This window comes from Pseudoleptotrichia goodfellowii, assembly GCF_007990505.1.
Lineage (GTDB): Bacteria > Fusobacteriota > Fusobacteriia > Fusobacteriales > Leptotrichiaceae > Pseudoleptotrichia > Pseudoleptotrichia goodfellowii.
Window position 1 is genome coordinate 472,863 of record NZ_AP019822.1, and the last position, 16,812, is coordinate 489,674.

Consider the following 16,812-nt stretch of genomic DNA (forward strand, 5'->3'; position numbering starts at 1 on the left):
AAAAGTTGAACCTTGACAGGAGCGAGTAGTTCGATCTCCCAAACTGAGAATGTTTGGTGTTAAAAAACGGATCTTAATAGGAGCGAGTAGTCCGATCTCCCAAACTGAGAATGTTTGGTGTTAAAAAACGGATCTTAAAAAAGAAAATCTAAGAGAGGACGATGTTATGTCGTCCTTTTACTTAAATAGGGGGGAAGGGAATGAGTAAAAAGAACAGGCTGTATTTCATAAGATTGACTTATGAATATTTGATGTATTTGAAAAAAATTGAAACAAGAATATCCGAAAAAATTAAAAGACCTCTTATCGGAATAGTTTTGGAAGTGGATAATAAAAAGTATTTCGCACCTTTATCTTCTCCAAAAGAAAAACATAAGCTGATGAAAGAAAATTTAGATATTGTCAAGATAAAAAAGGGTGAATTGGGAATTATAAACCTGAATAATATGATACCTGTAATAGACGATAAAAAATACAGAACTGTAATTGACTTGAATATTTTAAAAAAAAGTAAGTCTGAAAAAGAGAGAAAATATTTTCGTTTATTGCAGGAACAACTGAATTATTGCGAAAAAAATAGAGAATTTATTGAAAGAAAAGCCGAAAAGATATATGAAATTTCTCAAAAAGATTATAAAGAACTTACAAAAACGGAAAAAAAGATACTTTCAAGAAGCAATAACTTTAAAATACTCGAAAAAGCAATAGAAAAAATAATATAAAATAAAAGGAGAAAAAGAAATATGGATTATAAGCTGATAGCAACAGATATGGACGGAACTTTATTGAATGACAGACATTTGATTTCCGAAGGAAATGTTCAGGCAATAAAAGAAGTTCAAAAAAAAGGGGTAAAATTTGTGTTGGCAAGCGGAAGACCGAGTTTTGCAATGCTGAATTATGCAAAGAAGTTGGAAATGGACAAAAACGAGGGGTATGTGTTGGCATTTAACGGGGGTCAGCTTATAAATATGTCAGACGGAAAAGTCATGTTTCATGAAGGGCTTAATAAAGAAGATATAGAAAAAGTGTACAATGCTTCAAAAGAAATAGGACTTCCTATGGTTTTATATGCAGGAGACACTGTCTATGCAAACGGAAATTCCGAATATGTGCAGTTTGAAGTAAATCAATGTGAAATGAAATTTGTAGAATTTAAAAGTCTTGAAGAGTTATACGGATACGGAATAAAAGAAACTACAAAATGTATGATTATAGGAAATGGAGAAAGTGTCAAAAAAGCCGAAAAATATATGAAATCAAAATACGAAAAAGATTATTTTATTGCAATATCGGCTCCCATTTTTCTTGAAATTGCAAATAAAAATATAAATAAAGGTAAAACATTGAAAAAACTGGGAGAGATAACAGGAATAGATACAAGTGAAATGATAGCAGTCGGGGACAGCTATAACGATGCTCCTTTACTTGAAGTTGTGGGGATGCCTGTCGCTGTAGAAAATGCAGTTCCGAAAATAAAAGAGATGTCTAAATTTGAAAGTACTTCCAATAATAATGATGCTTTAAAAACTGTTATTGAGGAGTTTTTTATGAAATAGAATATATGGAGGTTAGAGGACTGAGAAATTTGAGTCGGAAGTTTTCGCCGAGCTTTTTTAAAAAGCATACTCATGCAAGTTGATAATTACCGTAATTTATGCTAAAATATAACGAAAATAAAAATATAAATTATATAAAACGGAGGAAAATTATGAGAAGAGTAATAGTAGCGGGGAACTGGAAAATGAATAAAACTGCGAAAGAGGCTGCAAAATTCATATCCGAATTAAAACCTTTGGTAACAGATGTTAAAAAAACGGGAATTGTTATAGGAGCACCTTTTACAGCTTTAGAATCGGCCGTAAAAGAAGCTGCAGGAAGTAATGTGAAAATTGCTGCACAAAATATGAATCCAAATGATAACGGGGCATACACAGGAGAAATTTCGCCGTTAATGTTAAAAGATTTAGGTGTAGAATATGTTATTTTAGGACATTCCGAAAGAAGAGAATACTACGGAGAAACTGACAAATTTATAAATGAAAAAGTAAAAGCAGCTTTAAAACACGGATTGAAACCTATTTTATGTGTAGGAGAAAAATTAGAAGAAAGAGAAAACGGAACTACTGAAAAAGTAGTAAAAGAGCAGACTGTAGGAGGATTGGAAGGGATTTCTGCAGCAGATATGGCAAATGTTGTTATAGCTTATGAGCCTGTCTGGGCTATCGGAACAGGAAAAACTGCAAGTCCTGCACAAGCTCAGGAAGTACACGCATTTATAAGAAAACTGTTGACAGACTTGTACGGAGCGGAAGTTGCCGAAAATGTAACAGTTCAATACGGAGGATCTATGAAAGCCGACAATGCCTTTGAATTGATTTCTCAAAAAGATATAGACGGAGGATTAGTCGGAGGAGCAAGTTTGGAAGCAGGAAGTTTTGCAGAAATAATTAAAGCGGGAGATTCAATATAATCGAAAATTTGATAAAAGTAAAATATAAACAGGAGGACAGGAATTGGAAAATCTTTTAGTAGTAGCATTGGTAGCTTTGGCTGTAATAATGATAGTAGTTATTCTTCTTCAACCTGACAGAAGTCAGGGGTTAGCTAAAAACTCGAATGTTCTGGATCAGGAAAAAGAAGGAATTGAAAAATTTACAGAATATATAGCAGCAGCATTTTTAATAGTTGCAGTTTTATTTCAAATAATAAGATAGAATAATGAAAATTATAATCATAAAAAGGGTCTTCAACGGCTCTTTTTTTATTCCTAAGGAAAGTAAATTTAAATTTAATGATTAAATAAATGATTAGAAATCAAATTCAATGATATGTTTTGCAAATTATATAAGAGGCGTAAGCCTCTTTATTATCTTTTTATTAAAAAAAATGCATGACAAAATATCCAACATAGTTGGATTAAAAAGATTTAATAATATCTTTTAGGTTTGGGATATAAATAATGATAAAATTCCCATACAATCATTCTAATGTTACATATAGGACAATAGAAAGGATTTATACCGAAAGTTTTAAATGTTTGTCTTTGATAAAAAGAAAATTTATTAGGGACAATATTCTTCTTAAAAGGAATAACAGCTCTTTTTAGCTTATTGGAAATATGTCTTGCATATAGTCCATATCTATTAACCATTTTAAAATTTTTAGGAGGTACATGGATTAAAATTTGGGAAATAAATTTTTGAATAGGCATAGTAATAAATGTTTTTTGTTTATCATTAGCTAAATCATTGTAAAAGAAAGTAACTTCATTGTCAGTAATATCAGTAATTTTATACTCAGCAATAGGAGAACGTGCAAGATATCGACCTAAGTATTTGATAATACCTTTGGTGTTATTGACATCACCGCTTCTGACATTAAAAAAGAATCTTGCATTTTGACTATATAGCTTATTGACAGTAATTTTAGCTAATCTTTTAATTTTTTGATTAGGATAGTTCCCCTTAGAAATAATATCAAGGACGTGATATTTCCATTGAGCTGCAATAGTATCAACATTAAAGTATTCAAGTTTTTTAAAATCAAAATTTTTATTAAATCCTCCGAGAGAAACGATAGCGTGAATATGAGGATTCCATTTTAAATCACGCCCGAAAGTATGAATAACAGAAATAAGACCATAATGAAGAATATCAGAATCAGTGAAGTAATATTTAGAAGATTTGGAAATTTTATTAATTCTTTTATTCTTTTTAGAAATATTATGGAACTGAAATTTAAAGATATCATTAACAGCGACAGAAAGCTTAGAAAGGAGATTTCTATCATAGAAGAAAAACATTCTGCATGCTTTAGGAATAGTAAAAAGAACATGTCTGTGAGGAATGTTTAGAATATGTTTATGAATATTATCAGTCCAAAGTTGCGACCGCAAGAAGGACAGAGTCTGGATTTACAGGAAAGAGGGAATTTGTGAGTAATAGGACAGTTAGGGCATTTGAAAGAAACAAAGCCTTTGGATAAATCTCTACAAGCAAGAAATTTAGAGATAGAAAATTTAATATATTGAAGGTGCTTAGGGTTAAGATAATTTTTCTTGCAAAAGTTTAAAGAATTTAGTACAATGTTTTTATTACTGAAGATAGTTTTCAGTTTATTTTGTATAAAGTGTTTACTAGTCATAAATACAGTATACAAAAAAATCAGCCGAATTTCAATTCGGCTTTTTTTATAATCTTAAAAATATTACTGTAAATGATAAATCCCGTTTCGATAATAAGAAAACAGAAGAAAAATAAGATTATACTGACAGTTTTTAAATTTTCCGAATAATATTCCTGTCCATGCTCGTCTATACCGTATTTATTCATAAAATCAGAAGGATTCTCATATTTTATATTTTTACCGAATTTTTCTTCTATCTCCTTTTCAGTAAGCCCGATGAGATTTTCAGGAACACTTTTTCTAACGTAAAAATATCCTTTACAGGACTCCGAATTTTCTCCTGTTACATATCCGATATAATAATCTTTAATCATCGCCATTTTCGTTACTGTAAGACAAGTATCAATTTCATTATCCTTGCCGTTTTCTGTCATTTCTCTGTTATCCAGAAAAATAAGTGAATTATTCAAATAACCGTAATCCGGCTTTGATATTAAATATTTATCATTCATAAGTAGATAAGAAATATCCTTTTTATAAGGTATCCTAAAAACATTCAGAAAATAAATGACCGCTATTAAAAGGCTTATTAAAAGAGAAAATATAAGTTTTCTTTTCATAATGAAATCGCTCTCCTTTTTGTTTATTTTATAATAAATTATAAAATTTTACAATCGGACATACTTTTAAAATATGTAAAAATATGCGATAATACAAATAAAAAACATAGATGGGGACATGTTAATGGATAAATTTTTTAAATTTTTAAATTCGGACAGGTATCAGTATACTGAAAGTGAGATATATTTGAAAAATAACATGGAAAATCAAATTGCCGTATTTGATATATTTTTGCGTACGGAAAAAGAAAAGGATTACGCGATCGTATACGGAATATCTGATGTTTTGGAGCTTATAGACATACTTAACAGTACTTCTTATGAAGAGAAAAAGAAATACCTGTCAAAAATACTGAAAAACGAAGATTTGACAGAATATATTGCAAATATGAAGTTTACAGGCTCTGTTAAAGGAGTAAGAGACGGAGAAACAGTTTTTACCGATGAGCCGATTTTGACTATTATTGCACCTCTTATTCAGGGGAAAATATTGGAAACACCGATTTTAAATATATTGAATTATCAGATTCTGACAGCAACGGTTACTTCAAAAATAACACTGGCTGCAAAAGACAAGGAAGTGCTGTTTTTCGGGACGAGAAGAGTGCCGGGATTTGAGGCGTCTATGGCTATGACAAAGGCATCTTATATTGCGGGATGTATTTCCCATTCAAATATAATGGGAGAGTATTTTTATGACTTGAAAAGTACGGGAACTATGACTCACGGATATGTGCAGAGTTTCGGCACTGAAAAAGATTCCGAATACAGAGCTTTCGACACCTTTATAAAGACATGCAAAGATGAAAAACTGCCTCTGATAATGCTCACAGATACATATAGTGTCTTGAAAAGCGGCATACACAGTGCAATAAGAGCTTTCAGAGACAATAATATAAATGATGATTATGAGGGAATATACGGAATAAGAATAGACTCGGGAAATTTATTGAATCTTTCAAAAAAATGCAGAGAAATATTGGATGACGAAGGATTCAGAAAAGCCAAGATTATTTTGACAGGCGGAATTGACGAAGGGAAAATAAGACGGCTCATGAAACAGGGAGTGCAGGCTGATATGTTTGGAGTTGGAGATGCCATAGCATTGCCTAAAAAGGAAATAAGCACTGTTTATAAAATGTCCAGAATAGAACAGACAGATGTAATGAAAATTTCCGATGATAAAGGTAAAATGTCTTATCCGGGAGATAAAGAAATTTATAGAACTTATAAAAATAACAATTTTTTTGATGTTGTCACACTAAAAGATGAAAAAGAGGAAATGGAAATACTGAAAAAGGAAAAATACAGAAAATTAACTCTGGATTTTATAATAGACGGGGAAAAAATTGAGGAAAATATAGAATTGCTGGGGTTGACCGAAACAAAAAGATATTATGAAAATAACGTTTTTTATTTAAAGGAAATCTATAATGAAACTCAGAAAAGAAAAAGGATAAGATTTTCCAAAGGGATAAAAAAATTAAAAGAAGAATTGACAAAGTTTTAAAGAAAAATATTGATATTTATTCGATATAATTTTATAATACTGAAAAGGATTTGAAATGATAAAACAATTTTTAATTTTAATACAGTTCATGACAAGAATACCCGTTTTTGTAAATGTGGAATATGACGAAGAAAAGCTTGGGAAATCTATAAAATACTTTCCTTTGGTAGGAGCAGTTATCGGGATTTTTCTTTTCGGAATAAATTTTTTAGCGGGAAAAGTTACGGGAAACAGACAGATCATAGCTGTAATTATTGTTGTTGCGGAAATTTTTATAACAGGAATACTGCATATTGACGGATTGGCGGATACTTTTGACGGGTTGTTCAGTTATGCAAAAAAAGAAAGAATGCTCGAAATTATGAAAGATTCGAGAATAGGGACTAACGGAGCGGTAGTTCTTATACTTTATTTCATAACAAAAATAATACTGCTTTCGGAAGTAAAACCCGAATATATACTTTTATATCCGATAATTTCAAGGCTTTCCACGTCCATGAATGCAGGATTGGGAGAATATGCGAGAAAAGACGGTATGAGTAACAGCATAATCGAGAAAAACGGTCCGAAAGAAGCGGTTATTTCCGTTGTTATAACAGCAGTCCTGTCCTTTTTAATATTGAAAATAAAAGGACTTGGAGTTTTAGCTGCAGCTATTGTATTTATACTCATTTTTATGAGAAACGTAAAAAAGAAAATAGGGGGAATAACAGGAGATACAATGGGAGCATCTCTTGAACTGACCTCAATTTTGATTTTATTAACAGGAGTAATATTGAAATGAAAAATAGACAGACTAATGTCATATTTATAAGACACGGCGAAACCGATATGAATAAAGAAAACCTTTATTTCGGTCATTTGGACCCTGAATTAAATGAAACTGGAATATATCAGCTCAAAAAAACAAGAAAACTTTTGAAATATTTTGAGAAAAATATAAATATTGTATATTCCAGTGATTTGAAAAGATGTATGGAAAGTACAGGTATTTTAAAAATAGGAGCTAAAATAAAAAAGATACCGCTAAATGAATTTCGGGAAATGAATTTCGGGATATTTGAAGGAAAAACTTATGAAGAAATAAGTGACGAATTTCCTGAAGAAGTCGAAAAAATGAATAAAGACTGGAGAGAATATAAAGTGCCTCAGGGAGAAAGCCTTAAAGAAGTTATGGAAAGAGTCGTCGAAAAACTTGAGGAACTGATAAAAAAACATAAAAATAAAACAATAGTAATAGTATCTCATGCCGGAGTTATAAAAAGTATAGTAAGCTATTATTTATACGGAAATTTGGACGGATACTGGAAAATAAAAGTAGATAACGGTTCGATGACTAAAATGTGCATACTGGAAGACGGATTTACTTATTTTGATTATATAAACAGACTTTAAAAGAAAGTCTTTTCGGAGGAAAAATGATTATTGCTCAAAGTTACGAAGAGTTGTTGAAAAAGAATAAGAAGCTCGTTTTTATTGATGTGAGAAGTCCTAAAGAATATAAAGAGGCCCATATACCCGATGCGGTAAATATACCTGTATTTTCAGATAAAGAAAGAGAAATAATAGGTACTTTGTATAAAAAAGAAGGGAAAAAAGAGGCAATACGTGAGGCACTGAAAAGAGTAGGTCCTAAAGTATATGATATTTATACGGAAATGGAAAAATATGTAGAAAGAGATGCGGAAATAGTAGTCTACTGTGCAAGGGGAGGAATGAGGTCATCAGCTATTGTTTCTTTTTTTAAAGAATTTTCTTTGCCTCTCGTGAAATTAGCCAAAGGGTATAAAGGATACAGAAATTACCTTAATGAAAAACTTCCCGAAATGGTAGCTCAGTGTGAATATGTAGCTTTATACGGGAAAACAGGCTCAGGAAAAACGAAAATACTTAAAGTCCTTGAAAAGAAAGGTTATGATGTTCTTGATTTGGAAGAATGTGCCAATAATAGAGGATCTTTGTTGGGAAGTATAGGATTGGGAGAGAAATATTCTCAAAAGTTTTTTGAATCCCAAGTTTTAAAAAGATTTCTTTCTTTTAAAACAAAAAAAATTATAATTGAAGGGGAGAGTAAAAGAATAGGAAATATAGTAATGCCTAAATATTTATACGAAGCAGTAATAAATTCGGAAAAACTTCTTATAGAAACCGAACTTGCTAAAAGGATAGATATTATAAAAGAAGAGTATCTCAAAGAAAGTTATGAAAAAAAAGAAATCATAGAAACAATGAAAAAATTGGGAAGATATATAGGGGAAAAGCAGATAAACGAATATATCGAGAGAATAAAAAAAGAGGAGTATGATTTTGTAATTAAGGAATTGATTGAAAAATATTATGATAAAGTGTATACAACGAAAAATAAGGTTTTTCAGAAAACTTTTTATAACAAAAACGAAGAAGAGTGTGCAGATGAGATAGTAAAATACATATTCGGATAAAATACAGGTTGCAAAAATCATTAATAATTATTATAATGTATATACAAACTACAAAAAGTAGAACAAAAATTTAAAGAAGAGGTGAAATTATGTTTTTTCCAATGTTTGTAAACGTTGAAAATAAAGAGATTTTAGTAATAGGAGGAGGAAAAATCGGGGCAAGAAAAGCTGAGCTTTTAAAAGAGTACGGAGGAAATGTTACTGTTTATTCGGAAGTAGTTACTGAAGAAGCGTTGATAAAAATCGAAGGGATAAAAATAGTAAATAAAAATTTATCTCACGATGAAAATGAAATAAAAGAACTGGTTAAAAAATATTTTGTGGTAGTTGCTGCAACTAATGATGAAGAGTTAAACGATAAAACAGCTCATATCTGTATAGCTGAAAATGTTCTTGTAAATAATGTTTCTTCAAAAACAGAAATGAACTCCATGTTCGGAGCAATAGTTAAAAATAAAGAATTTCAAATAGGAATATCTTCATACGGAAAAAGCTGCAGAAGATCGAAAGCTTTAAAAGGAAGAGTACAGAAAGTAATAGATGAAATTGCTGCAATGAGTGAGTAAGAAAAGGCGGAGAAAAATGTATAAAAGACACAGAAAACTTAGAAATAACAGTATGATAAGAAATTTGGTAAAAGATGTATATCTTGAAAAAAATGACTTAATATACCCTGTTTTTATTGAAGAAGGGGAAAATATAAAAAATGAAATAAAATCAATGCCGGGTATTTTCAGATATTCCCTTGATAAAATTGATGAAGAACTGGAAGAATTAGTAAAACTTGGAATAAACTCGATACTGCTGTTTGGAATACCTGAACATAAAGACGAGTATGCTACTGAAAGTTACAGCGAAGATGGAATTATTCAGAGAGCGATAAGATATATAAAAAGTAAATATCCTAATTTTCTTATAATCGGAGATGTATGCTGCTGCGAATATACGAGTCATGGGCATTGTGGAATACTTGACGAACATGGATATGTGAAAAATGATGAAACATTGGAAATTCTCGCTAAAATTGCATTATCTTATGCAAAGGCGGGAGTGGACATTATAGCTCCGTCCGATATGATGGACGGAAGAGTGGAAAAAATATCGGAAATACTTGCAAAAAATAACTTTGCAAATATTCCTGTTATGTCTTATTCGGTAAAATACTCGTCTTCTTTTTACGGACCTTTCAGAGATGCTGCCGATTCCGCTCCGAAATTCGGAGACAGAAAGTCCTATCAGATGGATTTCAGATATGCGGGAGATGCTTTGAGCGAAGTAAAAGCCGATTTGAAACAGGGAGCGGATATAGTAATAGTAAAACCTGCCCTTGCTTATTTGGATATATTGACAAAGGTAAAAGAAACATTCGGAGTTCCTGTTGTTGCTTATAATGTGTCCGGAGAATATTCCATGGTAAAAGCTGCTGCAATTAACGGTTGGATAAATGAAAAAAATATTGTTATGGAACAGATGTATGCTTTTAAAAGAGCAGGAGCAAATGCAATAATAACGTATTTTGCCAAAGATGTAGCCCGTTATTTGAATGAAGAAAACTAAAAATAATACTTGTATATAAGCTGAAAATAAAATATAATACTGCTATAATTCGGACATAAAAGAAAGGGGAACAAATGAAAATAGTAATAGTCGGAGCGGGAGTTGTAGGAGAATCTCTTTGCAGCGAATTGTCAGAAGAAGGAAATGACGTTATTCTGATAGAAAAAAGAGAAGAAGTATTAAACAGAATAATAGATACTAATGATATTACAGGACTTGTAGGAAACGGAGCTTCTTATGAAAATCTTTTTGAGGCGGGTGCCGATAAAGCTGATGTCTTTATTGCAGTAACCGAAGCCGACGAGCTGAACATCATTTCATGTATTATAGCTCAGAAAATCGGTGCAAAATATACCATTGCCAGAGTAAGAAATCCCGAATACAGTGCGGATAAGAAATTCGTGAGAGAAGGACTGGGAATATCCATGATGATAAACCCTGAAGAAGAAGCGGCAAAGAGTATAATGAATAAGCTGAAATTTTCCAATGCAACGAGTGTAGACAGTATTTTTTCCAACAGAGCAACTATTCTTGAACTGGAAATAACCAAAGAAAGCAGTTTAAAAGGAATAATGCTGAAAGATCTGGATAAAGTAACGTCGGAAAAAATTATAATTTTCATAGTAAAAAGAGGAAATGAAGTCTTTATCCCTTCAGGAAACTTTGTCCTTGAAGAAGATGACAGTATATATGTTACAGGAACGAGCGATGCAGTAATGAAATTCTATAATGAAATGGGATATCAGCACAAAAATATAAATTCAGCAATGCTTATAGGCGGAGGAACAATTTCCCATTATTTGACTGAAAGACTGTTGAAAATAAAAAAACAGGTAAAAATAATAGAATCGGACAGAGAAAGAGCCGAAAAATTGAGCCGGTCTTATCCTAATGCTATAGTAATAAAAGGAGATGAGACAGATCAGGAACTTTTATTAAATGAAGGTATTAAAAATTATGATGCAGTTCTGGCATTAACTGATAAAGATGAAGAAAATATAGTAATCTCAATGTTCGCAGAGTCTGTAAATGAAGGAAAAGTAATAACTAAAATGAGCAGAACTCTATTGTTGCCGATTTTGGAAGAAAAGGGACTTTATTCGGTTATTGTTCCGAAAAAAGTGATTGCGGATATAATTATAAGAGTGGTACGTTCCAAAATAAATGTTAAAGGCTCAAAAATGAATACGCTTCACAGACTTGTGGATAATAACATAGAAGCAATAGTATTTGAAGTAAGTCCTCAAAGTAAAATAATAGGAATACCGTTAAAAGATTTAAAAGTAATTTCCGATCTTTTGATAGTGTGTATTTTAAGAGATGAAGAACTTATATATCCCGGCGGAGATGATATAATTCAGGCAAAAGACAAAGTTATGATTGTAACTCTTAAAAGAGCAATAGAAGATATTGACGATATTTTAGAATAAAGGTAACGTGAACAGGAGAAAAATATGAACAAAAAAATGATAGGTTTTATAGTTGGAAGAATACTTTTGCTTGAAGCGGGACTGATGATTTTACCTTTAATAGTGAGTTTTATTTATAGAGAAGACTGGAAATACAAGGTTTCTTATTTTTCAGTAATAATGATGCTTGTCATACTCGGATTTATTCTTTCGGGAAAATCTCCTAAGAACATGAGTATACAGGGAAGAGAAGGTTTTGTTATCGTGTCGCTCTCATGGATATTACTTTCGGCTTTCGGGGCATTACCTTTCGTTCTTACTAAAGAAATACCGTCTTTTATAGATGCATTTTTTGAAACAGTAAGTGGATTTACTACAACAGGTTCGAGTATAATAACCGATCTTTCAAAAATAAGTCATTCAAATTTATTTTGGCGAAGTTTTACTCATTTTGTAGGAGGAATGGGAGTGCTGGTACTTGCTCTTGCAGTGTTTCCGAAAAATTCTCCGAGTTCAGTACACGTAATGAAAGCTGAAGTTCCGGGACCGACTTTTGGAAAACTTGTATCAAAACTTTCTGCTACTGCAAGAGTGCTTTACCAGATTTATCTTGTAATGACAATAGTTGTCATGATTTTACTTATGTTCGGTGGACTTGATTTGTTTGAGTCGTCTTTACTTGCTTTCGGAACTGCAGGAACAGGAGGTTTTGGCTTAAGAAACGGAAGTATACTGCCTTATCACAGTGCTTATATTGAAATGGTTTTGGCTATAGGGATGCTTGTTTTCGGAATTAATTTTAATATTTACTATTTTATACTTATAAAAAAAGCCAAAGAAGCTCTTGCTAATGAAGAATTGAAATATTATCTTATGATTGTAATTTTCAGTACAGCGTTAATAATGATAAATATAATCCCTATGTATAAGTCTTTGTGGCAGTGTTTCAGGAATGCGTTCTTTTCAGTATCTTCTGTAATAACTACTACGGGATATTCTACTGCAGATTTTGGTATGTGGCCTGTATTTCCTCAAACAATACTGCTTATTCTTATGTTTTCAGGGGCTTGTGCAGGATCTACAGCGGGTGGACTTAAAGTGTCAAGAGTTGTTATGATGGGAAAAATGTTTTTCTCTGAAATAAAACAGATGATAAGTCCTAACAGAGTAGTTACTGTAAAATATGAAAATAAACCCTTGGATATAAAAATACAGAAAAGTGTGGCAGCTTATTTTATGGTTTATATGATATTGTTTACGGCTATATTACTTATAATATCTGTTAATTCACAGGACTTTTTAACAGCTTTCAGTGCTGTGGCGGCAACTTTCAATAATATAGGACCGGGACTCGGAAAAGTCGGCCCTGCATTCAGCTTTGCAGAGTATAATGATTTCTCAAAAACGGTATTGAGTTTTGCTATGCTTGCAGGAAGACTCGAAATATATCCTATGCTCATATTGTTTGCACCGGCAACATGGAAGATAAAATAATATTATAAATTTGTGAGAGTGAAAAATTCTCACAATTTTTTAAATACTTTTCTTTTTGGAGGCATTTTATGAGAAAATTTTTTAAAATTTTTATATTTTGTTTTTTAAGTTTGTCAATATTCGGAAATGACTGGGATTTTTATTTTACAGGAAAACAGATTGTTCCTTTTGAAATTTCGGAAACAGCTATAAAAAAGGAAATAATAAAAATAAACATAGAAGGAAAAGAAGCTGTAGTAAATGTCAAATTTATATTTGACAGCCCTGTAAAAAGTAAAAAAATGATAGGCTTTGTAGCTCCAACAATAAAAAATATGCAAAATCCGGGATTGGATAAATTAAATGTCAGAGATTTTGAAACAAAAGTAAATGGAAAAAAAGTAAATTCCAATGTGGAAAAACTGGATTATTTTTTAAAAAAGGGAATTATGAGTGAGGACAAATTAAAAAAATATACAGATGAAGAATATCCGGATAATTATGTTTATTATTTTAATGCTGATTTTGTAAAAGGGGAAAATGTAGTTGAACACAGCTATAAAGGAGATTATATCTATGATTTTGAATATGTTTTAACGACTATTTCCAAATGGAAAAACAAAAAAGTGGATGATTTTGAACTGATTATTGAGCCGGGAAATAAATTTATTCAATTACAGTACAGTTTTTGGAATGATCAAAAAATGATAAACTGGGAAATTGTCGGAGAAGGAAAATTAACGGCTATTACTCCCGAGATGGCAGAAAAAGCGGAAGGCAGTTTCGGTCAAAAAATTAATGAAAATATATATGCGAGATTGAAAAACGGATATATAAGATATAAAGCTGAAAATTTTGCTCCTGATAAAGATTTTTACATGAAGTATATAGAAAATATTGAACAGATGGAAGATGAACTTCCAAGAGAAAAAGTAGGAAATTATATATTTACGGATAAACTTTTCATGATTGCAGCCTATGGCAATGAAAAAGAAATGAGAAAACTGAGTAATAAAGATCTTGATATTGTTAAAAATTATCTTTATGCAATAGCAGGGTATGATTTTTCCAAAAAGCAATTAAAAGATTATTTTTCAAAATTTGTGTGGTATGTTCCTATTAACAAAGATGTTAAAATAGACGATTATAATAAATTGACAGAAAAAATAAATAAAATAAAAAAAGAAAGAAGTAGAAAATAACTTATAAAAATTGTACAGAAAATACAGGGAAAAAATATTGTGTTCAGTATATAATATCCATGTAAGGAGGAGAGAGTATTGAATATAATAAAAGCATTTAATCAGACGATCGGGTATATTGAGGAAAATTTAACTGAAAAGTTGGATGAAAAAATCATACAACAACTTTCAGGATATTCATTTCCTTTGTTCAGTAGAATATTCTCAATTATGGTCGGCTATCCTTTAAGCGAATATATCCGTTTCAGAAAGTTGAGTTGTGCAGCTGTTGATTTGCGGGGAAAAGATGAAAGAGTAATCGATATTGCTTTTAAATACGGTTATGAATCTCCCGATTCATTTACAGCGGCCTTTAAGAAATTTCACGGCTACACTCCCAATGAGGTTAAAAAAGGAAAGACTTTTAAAATATTTTCTCCAATCCTGTTATCTTTAAATGTTTCAGGAGGTAAAAACATGGATATTAAAATTGAAAAAAAGAAAGGTTTTAAAATTGCAGGGATAAGAAAAGAAGTAAATGAAAATACAAATTTTCCCGAAGTATGGAATAAGTTATTTTCCAAAGTAGACAGTCGTATTTTGGAAAATCTTGGAAATGGACAAAGTTACGGAGCTTGTTGTAATTTTAAAAATAAAATCGAAGTTTTATGTGAAAAAAATATATTCGATTATATGGCGGGATATGATGTTAAAGATATGAATAAAGCAAAAGAAGCAGGTCTTGAAATACTGGAAGTTCCCGAAGCTGAATATGCTGTTATTAAATTGAAAGGGGCAATTCCTGAATGTATTCACGAAGGTTGGAAATATGTAACGAACGTATTCTTTCCCGAACAGGGATACAAACATGCAGGAACTCCGGATTTTGAAGTGTATTCTGAAGGAAACCCGGAAAGCATAGATTACGAAATGGAACTTTGGATTCCTGTTGAAAAATTATAATAATCGATAAAATTTTGCCCTATAGAAAATTTAAGTGTTTACAAATTCCTTGAATAATAGTATAATAAGAAAACTTTTTGAAAGGAGAAAAATGTGAGCGAGAAAAATTTGAAAATTTTGGGATGGATAGGAACATTTCTTTCGGTAATAATGTATGTTTCTTACATACCTCAAATAATGGGGAATTTACATGGGAATAAAACACCGTTTTTACAACCTTTGGCTGCTGCTATAAACTGTACAATATGGACAAGTTACGGACTTCTTAAAGAGAAAAAAGATTATCCGTTATCGGCAGCAAATCTTCCGGGAATTATTTTCGGACTGTTGGCAACAATAACTGCGTTTTAGGTTAAATTAATTTAAAATAATTAAATATAGTGCAGTGTAATATAAAATAATTGAAAAATTTTATAATAAAGTTGTTGACTTTTTATAAAATATAAGGTAATATAATTATAAGTGAATTACAAGCGAGCTGAGGCGGACTTGTGGAGTCTTACCTATCTGCGGAGAAGTAAGACTTTTTATTTTAATTAAGGGAGGATTTATGAGTAAGCCGTTTAAAACTTATAGACAACAACTTTCTATTCTTAGAAATAGAGGAATGGAAATAAAAGATGGCGGTAAAGTTATAAAAATTTTAAAAAGGGAAAATTATTATAGTATAATAAATGGATATAAAGATATTTTTATAGATAATAATTCTACAATTGAAAAGTTTAAAATGGGAACTACTTTTGAAGATATATATTGCATTTTTGAATTTGATAGAAATTTAAGAAATATTTTTAAAAAAACATTTTAAAAATTGAGAGCCTTGTAAACACGAAAATTTCTTATTATTTCTCAGAAAAAAATCAAAAAGAATTCAGCTACTTAAATATTAATAATTTTCACCCAAGTAAATTAGAAGAAAATACAGGACTGATAGCAAATATATCACATGTCATAAAAGATAAAAGTAAGTCGAATAAAAATAATCAAATTTCTCATCATTTAAAAAATCATCAAGACTTTACTTCTTTGGGTATTAATAAAACAATTTACGTTTGGTATTACAGCTTTTTTCTATTCTTCTCTTACAGATGATATTAAGGCTAAAATTTCAAATGAAATATCGAGTGAATATTCTCATGAATATAAGAACATTAAAATTAACCTTTCTAAAGAAGAATTAGAAAATGTTATTCATTTTTTGAATTTTTTGAGAAATAAGTGTGCCCATAATGAACGTTTTTTTAATACAAATAAAAAGAAAACTGCTATTGAATATCCGCATAGTTCAGAAATATTTAAAGGAAGATTATTTGATGCTGTTCTTTTACTAAAATTATTTTTATTTAAAAAAGATTTTAATATTTTTAGAAAAGAATTGAAAATAGAAATAGATAAAATAAATAAAGAGTTGAATACGAGTATATTTAATAAAGTATTAATAGAAATGGGGTTCCCAAAAAATTGGGAAGAAAGAATTTAAAAAGCAATTAATTACTAAAAATAAAACTCCCACTTATAGAATTAGTGGGA

Annotated in this window: 18 protein-coding genes and 1 pseudogene; 16 read left to right on the forward strand and 3 right to left on the reverse strand. The window is 30.7% G+C overall.

The annotated features are described in order from the left end of the window. The first annotated feature begins 200 nt into the window (after positions 1-200). The 4 genes from FVE72_RS02420 (at position 201) to FVE72_RS02435 (ending at position 2,717) form a co-directional block, all read left to right on the forward strand. Positions 201-722 carry a type III toxin-antitoxin system ToxN/AbiQ family toxin gene (locus FVE72_RS02420; protein ID WP_006806242.1) on the forward strand — a complete coding sequence of 174 codons (522 nt, stop codon included), beginning with the start codon at positions 201-203 and terminating at the stop codon, positions 720-722. A 21-nt stretch (positions 723-743) separates the two neighbouring features. Next, a complete protein-coding gene (locus FVE72_RS02425; RefSeq protein WP_006806231.1) occupies positions 744-1,559 on the forward strand; it encodes a Cof-type HAD-IIB family hydrolase in 816 nt (271 codons plus the stop codon). A gap of 152 nt (positions 1,560-1,711) precedes the next feature. Beyond that, positions 1,712-2,473, forward strand: a complete 762-nt coding sequence (tpiA, locus tag FVE72_RS02430; protein WP_026737116.1) for a triose-phosphate isomerase — start codon at positions 1,712-1,714, stop codon at positions 2,471-2,473. Positions 2,474-2,516: 43 nt separating this feature from the next. Next, positions 2,517-2,717 (forward strand): preprotein translocase subunit SecG, encoded by a 201-nt coding sequence (locus FVE72_RS02435; RefSeq protein ID WP_006806256.1) that lies wholly within the window; start codon positions 2,517-2,519, stop codon positions 2,715-2,717. Between the two features lie 212 nt (positions 2,718-2,929). Here FVE72_RS02435 and FVE72_RS02440 read toward each other — a convergent pair whose 3' ends face one another. Genes FVE72_RS02440 through FVE72_RS02445 form a run of 3 tightly spaced genes read right to left on the reverse strand, consistent with a single transcriptional unit; the run spans position 2,930 to position 4,748 of the window. Next, a complete protein-coding gene (locus FVE72_RS02440; RefSeq protein ID WP_445013560.1) occupies positions 2,930-3,898 on the reverse strand; it encodes an IS91 family transposase in 969 nt (322 codons plus the stop codon). Continuing rightward, positions 3,853-4,146 (reverse strand): transposase zinc-binding domain-containing protein, encoded by a 294-nt coding sequence (locus FVE72_RS11390; protein ID WP_232049465.1) that lies wholly within the window; start codon positions 4,144-4,146, stop codon positions 3,853-3,855. Before FVE72_RS11390 ends, FVE72_RS02440 begins: the two co-directional genes overlap by 46 nt. A 20-nt stretch (positions 4,147-4,166) precedes the next feature. Beyond that, complete coding sequence (locus FVE72_RS02445; protein WP_026737118.1) at positions 4,167-4,748, reverse strand: hypothetical protein; 582 nt, start codon at positions 4,746-4,748, stop codon at positions 4,167-4,169. 124 nt (positions 4,749-4,872) lie between these two features. On the opposite strand from FVE72_RS02445, the gene pncB reads away from it, so the two are divergent. The 12 genes and pseudogenes from pncB to FVE72_RS11630 all read left to right on the forward strand — a co-directional run bounded on the left by pncB (position 4,873) and on the right by FVE72_RS11630 (position 16,762). Further along, entirely contained in the window at positions 4,873-6,258 is a 1,386-nt protein-coding gene (gene pncB / locus FVE72_RS02450) for a nicotinate phosphoribosyltransferase (protein ID WP_036056033.1), read from the forward strand. Between the two features lie 55 nt (positions 6,259-6,313). Further along, the gene (gene cobS / locus FVE72_RS02455) at positions 6,314-7,042 is read left to right on the forward strand and encodes an adenosylcobinamide-GDP ribazoletransferase (RefSeq protein WP_051411726.1); all 729 of its coding nucleotides are present in this window, start codon (positions 6,314-6,316) and stop codon (positions 7,040-7,042) included. Continuing rightward, positions 7,039-7,653 (forward strand): alpha-ribazole phosphatase, encoded by a 615-nt coding sequence (gene cobC / locus FVE72_RS02460; RefSeq protein ID WP_026737121.1) that lies wholly within the window; start codon positions 7,039-7,041, stop codon positions 7,651-7,653. Before cobS ends, cobC begins: the two co-directional genes overlap by 4 nt. A 23-nt stretch (positions 7,654-7,676) precedes the next feature. Next, positions 7,677-8,699 (forward strand): tRNA 2-selenouridine(34) synthase MnmH, encoded by a 1,023-nt coding sequence (mnmH, locus tag FVE72_RS02465; protein ID WP_026737122.1) that lies wholly within the window; start codon positions 7,677-7,679, stop codon positions 8,697-8,699. 89 nt (positions 8,700-8,788) lie between these two features. Next, positions 8,789-9,265 (forward strand): precorrin-2 dehydrogenase/sirohydrochlorin ferrochelatase family protein, encoded by a 477-nt coding sequence (locus FVE72_RS02470; protein WP_026737123.1) that lies wholly within the window; start codon positions 8,789-8,791, stop codon positions 9,263-9,265. Positions 9,266-9,281: 16 nt separating this feature from the next. Further along, complete coding sequence (hemB, locus tag FVE72_RS02475) at positions 9,282-10,256, forward strand: porphobilinogen synthase (RefSeq protein ID WP_026737124.1); 975 nt, start codon at positions 9,282-9,284, stop codon at positions 10,254-10,256. 74 nt (positions 10,257-10,330) lie between these two features. Then, positions 10,331-11,686, forward strand: a complete 1,356-nt coding sequence (gene trkA / locus FVE72_RS02480) for a Trk system potassium transporter TrkA (protein ID WP_026737125.1) — start codon at positions 10,331-10,333, stop codon at positions 11,684-11,686. Between the two features lie 24 nt (positions 11,687-11,710). Next, the gene (locus FVE72_RS02485) at positions 11,711-13,159 is read left to right on the forward strand and encodes a TrkH family potassium uptake protein (RefSeq protein ID WP_026737126.1); all 1,449 of its coding nucleotides are present in this window, start codon (positions 11,711-11,713) and stop codon (positions 13,157-13,159) included. A gap of 68 nt (positions 13,160-13,227) precedes the next feature. Next, complete coding sequence (locus tag FVE72_RS02490) at positions 13,228-14,340, forward strand: YARHG domain-containing protein (protein ID WP_026737127.1); 1,113 nt, start codon at positions 13,228-13,230, stop codon at positions 14,338-14,340. Between the two features lie 78 nt (positions 14,341-14,418). Then, positions 14,419-15,282 (forward strand): AraC family transcriptional regulator, encoded by an 864-nt coding sequence (locus tag FVE72_RS02495; protein ID WP_026737128.1) that lies wholly within the window; start codon positions 14,419-14,421, stop codon positions 15,280-15,282. 93 nt (positions 15,283-15,375) lie between these two features. After that, entirely contained in the window at positions 15,376-15,633 is a 258-nt protein-coding gene (locus tag FVE72_RS02500) for a SemiSWEET family transporter (RefSeq protein WP_006808511.1), read from the forward strand. Positions 15,634-15,889: 256 nt separating this feature from the next. Continuing rightward, positions 15,890-16,762, forward strand: a pseudogene (locus FVE72_RS11630) (Abi family protein). Positions 16,763-16,812 lie beyond the last annotated feature (50 nt).